The following is an 8,348-nucleotide window of genomic DNA, read 5'->3' as shown; positions in this document are numbered from 1 at the left end:
TAAAAAACACCCCTTTCACTGTTTTGTCCAGTAAAAGGGGTACATATCATTTCTTTGAAATCACGATTTTTGAGTCACTCCCCAATAATTTTAAGACCGAGCGGCGGGGTTTATTACTCCGCTACTCGGTCTCCTCTTTTATTTTATTCAAATACCTTGCTAGGTACTACGCCCTTTCCTATTAAGGATATTCAGATTTATAGCATCTACATAATAATTACTTATCTGTCCATCCTTATCACTTATCTCTACATTCCATGTCGGTATTAATACTTGGTTTTCAGTTTGCGAAATATAAGTATAGTAACCAAGAGTCGCTCTAACCCTACTGTTTTTTGGAACTAAATCCTCATGATACAACCTATTTATAGCTTGACTAGAAGAGACTAATGTTTCATTTTTGTCTTTTCTTATATTAGAAACTCCAGTTAAGGTGAAACTCTTTATCTCTCCATTACCTTCGACCTTAAACACAATTCTAGCATTCTTATTAGAAAACACTCTAAAACTATCAATTTGTTGTTCATAAATTATTTCATTTTTTGTAGAATTATAACTAGAGAAAATATAATTTGCACTAAGCTTCATCTTTTCAAGTAAAAACGAATCTAATTCTGCCCTATAGCTATTTTTATTAACATTTGTTATAGCATTTTCTGAATTTACTTTTAACGTAGATGTTTTATCAATATTCTCAACTTCATATTTCAGGCTACTATCCTCTTTCCTTATATCTCTCAGATCAGAAATCGTTACATTAACATAACCTAAATTATCACGTTTTGTGGTATTTTCCTCTACAGTTATATTATCATTTTTCATAGCACGTTCTATTATTTCTTTTTCTTGCACTATTTCCGTCTTATTTTTCTGAACTGTATAGAAATAAAATGTTAATAACACAGCATTTAAAGCGATAAACAGGTAAATAAACAAAGTCTTCATTTTACCCCAGTTCATAGTCTCTCTCCATTATTTATCATTTCTTTTATTTTTTTGAAACTAACATATCTATCATTATATTTCACATACCATGCAGGAACATAACTAAAACTATTTCTATCCTTGTTATACACCTTATCATATCCTAAGACAATATCACCAATTTCTTTAAGATTCACTTTGTCGTACAGATAATTTATAACATACTCTGTTTTTTCTACAGAATATATTTCCGCTTCTTTCGACGAAAGATACGTCTTAGTTAATTTTTTCGGTGAAGTTAATCTATATATACCACTACTATTATCCTCCGATATAATATCCGCATATCCATCTTTACTAAAGACTATCGAGTCTTTATACGCTTCTTGAAAAATAGTTATCCCTTCTAGCGCAGTTGTAAGTTGATAGTTTGTATCTCCTACATAACCTAACTCTAAGAAACTCATTGTATTATTTATCGCTACAGTTGCTCCAACTTCACGACCACCTTCATTCGATGGATTTGTATATACTAATCTATTATTTATTAACCTTAATATTCCATAACCATCTGTTACTTCATCTTCATTACTTATTCTAAGATTATCTTTTTTCTCAAAAATGTCTTTAGCCATTTTATTCAAGTTTACATCTTCTGCGCTATATTCATCTATAATATCATCTTCATCAGCTTCTTTTAAATATATGAACTTGTTATTCAAACTATACTTAGCATAATTTTGCTTCTTCTCATTGAATTTATTATCTATTTTGCTATATATTTCATCTTTTAAAGTGATTTGAAGATAGTTTTTATCGTCCTTCTTATACAAATAAATCATATTAGGTCTATCTTTTAATAACACTATCGTATCAAACTCTAAACTAATATTAGAATTTTCTCCAGAAAAGAACAACGGTTTAACCAACGAAGAATCTAAAGTCACCTGATAATTTATTAAAATTTTCTCAATATTATTCGTTGTAATCTCTTCAATATTACGGTTTCTAACCCTAGACTCTACACTTTCACTTTCAGAAAGCATAGATAATAAATCTTTCAAGACTTTTTTATTCTTCACAGCGTCGACACTTGCAACCTTCGTTATCGAATTTTGCACTATCGGCTCTTCTCTAGATCCCGCATAATTTTTCACCATACTATCAGGTATTAAAAAATTCAAAAGATTATTTTTATTTGTATCTACAGCCTTTTGCGTAGCTCTTTTCGTGAAAATTTCATAATCCGGTTGATAAGTAATAATAAGATAAGATAACGTCAAACTCAGTAAAACTAGTAAACCTAATACAACTGATTTTATAGTTTCTTTCCTTTTACTTTTCATACTATTTACCTCTATAACCATTCATCATCGATTTGTTCACAAGGTAATGTAACGAATATTATACTTCCATACCCTTCTCTACTTTGTGCCCAAATACGACCTTTATGAGCCTCTACAATAGTCTTAGCTAAGGCTAATCCTAACCCTGTTCCACCCATACTTCTTTGTCTACTTTTATCAACTCTATAAAATCTATTGAAAATTTTATCAATATGCACTAGCGGTATTCCTACCCCTTCATCTTTTATAGAAATACTAACCCTGTTGTGATGATAATTTTGTCTAACTCTTATAGTAATATTCTTACCATTTGGTGAATATTTTATCGCATTATTGACAATATTATCAAATACCTGTGTAAGTTTATCTTGGTCTCCTTCTACAAATATCGGTGTCTTAGATATATGTTTTATAAAGTTTTTCTCTGGATGAGTCAATGCAAATCTATCTGTAATTTGTTCAAGAAGTTTGTTTATATCAATAAACTCTTTTTCATAATGCTCTTCTTTAATATCCATTTTACCAAGTTGCATAAGCTCATTTACCATTCTTATCATACGTGTAGTTTCTTTATGAATAGTATCAATAAATTGTGGGGCAAGCTCTTTATCCTCAAGCACGCCTTCTTCTAACGCCTCAATATAACTATTCATCGTTGTTAAAGGTGTTCGAAGCTCATGAGATACAGTTGATACGAACTCGCGACGTTCTTTTTCTTGACGTTCTTGATCTGTTACATCATAAAGTACGATAATATATCCTTCTAGCTCCGTAGACATCTGAGTTAAATCCCCAGTATCTTCTTTTTCTATCTTAGAAATCTCTGCACGTAAAAGTAATTCCTCATCACTTTTAGAGGCAGTAACTAGAAGACTATCTTCAGCATCTAGTATCTCTTCTATACTCTCATACTCTGTAATATTAAGAATTTTCAATACATCTTTTCCAATAAAAATTTCATCATCACGTCCACCCAACATATCCTCAGCACTAGTATTTATCAGAATTATTCTTCCGTTATTATCCGTTGTAATAATTCCATCCATCATACTCTCGATAATAGTTGCTAGTTTCCTACGTTCTGTCTCCGTTACCGCTTGTTCTTCTTCTATTCTTTTAGAAATTTGATTAAATACTTTTGCTAAATCTCCAATCTCATCATCAGCATCTATCCCAACTACCGTTCCATAGTTTCCTAAAGCCATCTTTTTAACCTGTGAACTCATTTTTTCAATGGAACTCGTTACAGTTTTTGAAGCTACAAACCCTATGACAGTAGTAATTAAAATTGATAAAATAGTCCCTACTATAAAGATCTTAGAAATACTGTTTACCTCTTGATAAACACTTTCTATATCAGCCATAAGTGAAATTACACCAACTACTTCATTGTCTTTTTTTACAGGACTCACATAAATCCAAACACGCTTATTACTATCCGCATTGTTTTGAATCTGTTTTGTACTCTCTCCCGTTTTAATAACTTGACTTACCAAAGGATCAAAAGATCTTTTAGCAAGATATTCATCATTTCCATTTTTAGATGAAGTCGCCAAGATTTTTGAATCATTATCTATAACATTTACTAATAATAACTTTTGAATATTAAACTCACTGACTAGTTTTGCTATTCCACTTTTTGAATCATGAGTACTACTTGTTGATTCTCTTTTTTCAAGATTATTTTCTAAACCCTTAGAATTGTCGTCATTATTACCACTCACTTTATCAAGCTCTTCACGGACGTGATAATTCAGAATTTTTTCTTGTTCAATAATGTTTTGTTCAAATGTATTTATATTGCTGTTTCTTAATTGCGTTGTAAAGAACAATCCGATAAGTTGTAAAGAAATTATATTAACCAATACATACACTATTACAAACTTAGTTCGAATTGATGAAAAGAATCTTTTCTTAAATTTCTTCTCGAAAAAACTCATTATTCTTCACCTATAAAGTAACCAACACCACGACGTGTCATAATATATTCTGGTTGCGATGAATCATCTTCTACTTTTTCACGTAATCTTCTTACAGTTACATCTACTGTTCGAACATCACCGAAGTAGTCATATCCCCATACTGTTTGTAATAAATTCTCACGCGTTAATACTTGACCACGATGCTGAACTAAGTAGTAGAACAAATCAAATTCTCTTCTTGTTAGATCTACCTCTTCACCGTTTTTCTTAATAACATATGCTTCAGGATAAATAACGATATCCTTAATCACAAGATCGCTACCATTCTTCTCTTCAACAACTTCCTCTTGTTGTTTAGTAACGCGACGTAAATTCACCTTGACCCTAGCCATAAGCTCACGCGTTGAGAATGGTTTAGTTACATAATCATCAGCTCCGAATTCAAGCCCAAGAACCTTATCAATCTCACTATTTTTCGCCGTTAACATAATAATAGGTATATTCTTTTTAGCACGCACTTCTCTACATACTTCCATACCATCTTTTTTAGGCAGCATCAAATCTAATAAAATCAAATCTGGATTTTCATTAAAAGCTAACTCTACAGCCTTTTCTCCATCATTAGCCACAATTACATCATAGCCTTCTTTTTTTAAATTAAAATCTAGTATATTAGCAATCGGTTCTTCATCATCGACTACTAGTATTTTATATTCAGCCATCTCTGTCCTCCTTAGGTCCATACTAAGTATTGAAAATTTTATACTTTTGTTATTTTATAAAAAAACACTCTAAAGTATACTTTTTTATTGAAATTAGTTTATATTTTAAACATCTTTCATAGATATAAATATATAAAGCTATCTATATTATATCATTTTTTTTTGATAAGTTACAAGTTTAAGCAAACGATTAACTTCCTACCACTTAAAGACAACAGATAAAACAAAAATGTGATTATCCTAAAAAATTTATTTTATATTACTTTATTAGTATAATTCTATCATTATTAAAATAAAAAATTCTCAGCCGTAAAAGTTACTAACTGAGAATTTTACTTTACTAAAAATTACTCCCAAAAATTAAATAAGAAAATTATTTATATTATGAATCTTTATATCATTTCTCTTTTTTTGGCAATGTTTTCTAATATAATCTGTATAAAGAACTCAAAATTAACATTGTAAGGATTTTTGTTCAAACTAGCTATTATCTTATCACTTACTAAAAGCTCATTAAGATGTTGTTCCAGCCCTATTATACGTTCTTCAGAAAAATTACTCAAAATCCCAACTTCTGCGAGACTAAAGTCTTTATACTCATTCGATAAGTAGCTTTCTTCTGTTTCACCTTTTTTAAAACTACTTCCAAAAGATTTTTGATATATTCCTAAGAAACTCTTAATACCATGCAGTCCTGCCTCTTTTACTATGATTTCTTCACCTACATAATATCCAATAGAAAGCAACTCCGCTATACGAGTAAATATATCATACTCAGAAACTATTCTTTTTATTGTTCCAGTAAATGCCGCTTTTTTTATCGCTGTCTTCTTAACATTTCTAAGATATTTCTTCATATGAGTAATGTACAACTCCTCATCTTTCTCTTTATCCATAAAAATATCTATTCCACCTATCAAATATATAGGAGCCGCATTAAAGACCACACTGTTTTTCACATCATATTCAATTGCTACACGTTGTGTGATACTACCACCTAAAGAGTGCCCCGTCAAGATAATATCGTCCCCATACTTCTTCCTCATACGAGTATAAAACCTATAACAAGACGTTAGATGCTCCCCCTGTCCTAAACATATCCCAACAACATCTGCATACATATCTTTTTGTCTATCAAAATAAAAATTTGTCCCTGTATAAGCTAGAATATAATTTTCTTCAACTATATTTTTAAACAACGCACCGCTGCTACCTGTCTTCTCATCGTAAAAACTTACTACATATTCTAACTCTTCAGGAAAACTCCCTACTGTTTTTTGTAAATTTATATATTCACGTATCATAACCTTCGGAACTTTTATCTTATCCATAGCTTCTATATGATACACTATAAACGATGCATAACTAGATATTTCAAACAACCTATCCATTACTACTCCTATAAATTCATTAATCATTTTTATTATCAATTAGTATTCTAACACAAATAAGAAATATTTCCTATTTTATAAACATAAAGCCCTTTAATTTATTACTTCCACTTTAAATTTTTTTCTTTTATAATAAATTCGACTTTATAATTGATTATTGTTTTCAGTTATCTGTTTAAAACTTTATTATTTTTTGATATAATGAGTATGTAATTTTAATTAATACGGGATTAACCTATCTTACTCCCGCACCCTAAGAGGAGGTTTAATTATGAAAATTTTACTTGCTTATTCTAGCAAAACAAAAAACACAAAAAAAGTAGCTGAAGCTATCTATGAACAAATAAAAGATCAAGCAGAAGTGGACCTACTTGATATAAAAAAACAAAGAAAAAAACTTGAAAAAGAATATGATTTTTATATACTAGGAGCCTGGACCGATAAAACAAACGCCAACAAAAATATGCAACGTTTTATAGATCAACAACAAATCCATAATAAGGATGTAGCATTATTTTTAACTTGCGGTGTGCCTCGCGAGCATTATCATGCCGATGATTCTATAAACAACTATATTGCATTTATGGAAGAAAGAAATAATAGAATCCACGAAACTTTTGTGTGTCAAGGTAAAGTTGATCCAAAAGTAATAATAGTATTTAAAATTCTTACTTGGCGTGATCCTAACTTCATCCATAAAATGACACCAGACCTTGCTGATATGGTTAAAGAATCACGTTCACATCCAGATATGAAAGACTTGACAGATGCCCAAGATTGCTTTGATAACTTATTAAATTATAAAATAACTCATGCAACAGTATAATATTCTTAATATATACTCAAACATTAACAATATATGATTCACTAATAATAATATAACGACGACTTAAGGAGATGATTTATACGAAACCATTTCCTCTTAGTCGTTTTTCCTTTTTTCTAATATCCATAAACCTAATTCAATAACTCATCCCTGTAACAACACCTAAATTTACAATAGTAAAGTAATTTTTTCATCAATTAGGACTTTTAATACTATAAATTAACTAAACTATTTTAATTAATATATATTTATTTATAAGTTTACTCCATAAATAACATAACTTCGTTAAAGCTATAATAACAACAGTTTTCTGAGTATAACTTATTCCCAAGAGTTACAATCACTATCTCCTATATAAACAACACTCATCATCTTTAAAACTTACTTTTTCACTATTACTTAAAAATATTTTGACTTTTATTAAAAATAGTTGTAGAATAACTACAGTGATGTATAACTGCATCATAAAAACTAAATATTTAAATTTTAGCTATAGAATTTCTTAGGAGGAATTATGATAAAAAAAGAATTTAATAGCCTTTTAAAAAGTAAAGGGTTAATTATCACCATGGCTATCGTTCTTCTGGTGCCAATTTTATATGCAGGAACTTTCTTAAAAGCAGTCTGGAATCCATATAATAACACTGGAAATATGAAAGTCGGTGTTGTTAACCTAGACAAAAAAGTCGACCTTGATGGGAAAACTCTAGAAGTCGGAAATTCAATGGTTGAAAAATTAAAAGAAAATAAAAAAGTAAATTGGCAATTCGTCGATAAAGACACAGCTGAAAGAGAATTGCGTGAAGGAGATTACTACATGGTAGTTACAATCCCTGAAAACTTCTCTAAAAACGCTAGCTCATTATCAAACGAAAACCCAGAGAAAATGAACATTGATTTTACTACTAACTTTACAAAGAGTAAAAATGGTGAAAAAATCATGGAAACTGTAGCGAGTAATTTAACAAACACAGTTAAAGATCAAGTTGTAAAAACTTATACAGCAACTCTATACAGTAAATTTTCTGAAATAGGAGGTTCTCTTCAAAAAGCTGCAGACGCTACAAACCAACTAAACAACGGGCTTGGTCGTCTTAGCGAAGGGGGACAAAAACTAGGTAGTGGTATTAACCAACTTACTGATGGTTCTGGTCGTCTTAGCGCTGGGCTTGGTCGTCTTAGCGAAGGAGGACAAAAACTTAGTAACGGGGTTGACC

At 30.3% G+C, this 8,348-nt stretch carries 7 protein-coding genes; 2 read left to right on the top strand and 5 right to left on the bottom strand.

What is annotated here, in order from left to right; all coding sequences use genetic code 11:
• Window positions 1-159: 159 nt before the first annotated feature.
• The 5 genes from yycI to RWL85_RS08145 form a co-directional block, all read right to left on the bottom strand.
• Window positions 160-960, bottom strand: coding sequence for a two-component system regulatory protein YycI (yycI, locus tag RWL85_RS08165; RefSeq protein ID WP_314086964.1), 801 nt, complete (start codon window positions 958-960; stop codon window positions 160-162).
• A complete protein-coding gene (gene yycH / locus RWL85_RS08160; RefSeq protein WP_314086962.1) occupies window positions 957-2,270 on the bottom strand; it encodes a two-component system activity regulator YycH in 1,314 nt (437 codons plus the stop codon). The genes yycI and yycH overlap by 4 nt, the downstream gene beginning before the upstream one ends.
• Window positions 2,271-2,281: 11 nt before the next feature.
• Window positions 2,282-4,210, bottom strand: a complete 1,929-nt coding sequence (locus RWL85_RS08155; RefSeq protein ID WP_314086960.1) for an ATP-binding protein — start codon at window positions 4,208-4,210, stop codon at window positions 2,282-2,284.
• A complete protein-coding gene (yycF, locus tag RWL85_RS08150; protein ID WP_314086958.1) occupies window positions 4,210-4,914 on the bottom strand; it encodes a response regulator YycF in 705 nt (234 codons plus the stop codon). The genes RWL85_RS08155 and yycF overlap by 1 nt, the downstream gene beginning before the upstream one ends.
• A gap of 392 nt (window positions 4,915-5,306) precedes the next feature.
• The gene (locus RWL85_RS08145) at window positions 5,307-6,305 is read right to left on the bottom strand and encodes a hypothetical protein (protein WP_314086955.1); all 999 of its coding nucleotides are present in this window, start codon (window positions 6,303-6,305) and stop codon (window positions 5,307-5,309) included.
• Between the two features lie 271 nt (window positions 6,306-6,576).
• Between RWL85_RS08145 and RWL85_RS08140 the strand changes: the two genes are divergently transcribed.
• Both RWL85_RS08140 and RWL85_RS08135 read left to right on the top strand, forming a co-directional pair.
• Window positions 6,577-7,131 carry a flavodoxin family protein gene (locus RWL85_RS08140; RefSeq protein ID WP_314086953.1) on the top strand — a complete coding sequence of 185 codons (555 nt, stop codon included), beginning with the start codon at window positions 6,577-6,579 and terminating at the stop codon, window positions 7,129-7,131.
• A 514-nt stretch (window positions 7,132-7,645) separates the two neighbouring features.
• Window positions 7,646-8,348: YhgE/Pip family protein (locus tag RWL85_RS08135; protein WP_314086950.1), on the top strand; the 703-nt coding region annotated here is incomplete at its 3' end.

It is taken from the genome of uncultured Gemella sp. (assembly GCF_963515875.1).
Classification (GTDB): domain Bacteria; phylum Bacillota; class Bacilli; order Staphylococcales; family Gemellaceae; genus Gemella.
Note: the sequence above shows the minus strand (reverse complement) of the source record. Positions and strands in the feature narration are given on the sequence as shown.

What these genes read in the sequence shown, in the direction of transcription:
- yycI (WP_314086964.1), bottom strand. Translation starts at nt 960, where the DNA reads ATGAACTGGGGTAAAATGAAGACTTTGTTTATTTACCTGTTTATCGCT.
- yycH (WP_314086962.1), bottom strand. Translation starts at nt 2,270, where the DNA reads ATGAAAAGTAAAAGGAAAGAAACTATAAAATCAGTTGTATTAGGTTTA.
- RWL85_RS08155 (WP_314086960.1), bottom strand. Translation starts at nt 4,210, where the DNA reads ATGAGTTTTTTCGAGAAGAAATTTAAGAAAAGATTCTTTTCATCAATT.
- yycF (WP_314086958.1), bottom strand. Translation starts at nt 4,914, where the DNA reads ATGGCTGAATATAAAATACTAGTAGTCGATGATGAAGAACCGATTGCT.
- RWL85_RS08145 (WP_314086955.1), bottom strand. Translation starts at nt 6,305, where the DNA reads ATGGATAGGTTGTTTGAAATATCTAGTTATGCATCGTTTATAGTGTAT.
- RWL85_RS08140 (WP_314086953.1), top strand. Translation starts at nt 6,577, where the DNA reads ATGAAAATTTTACTTGCTTATTCTAGCAAAACAAAAAACACAAAAAAA.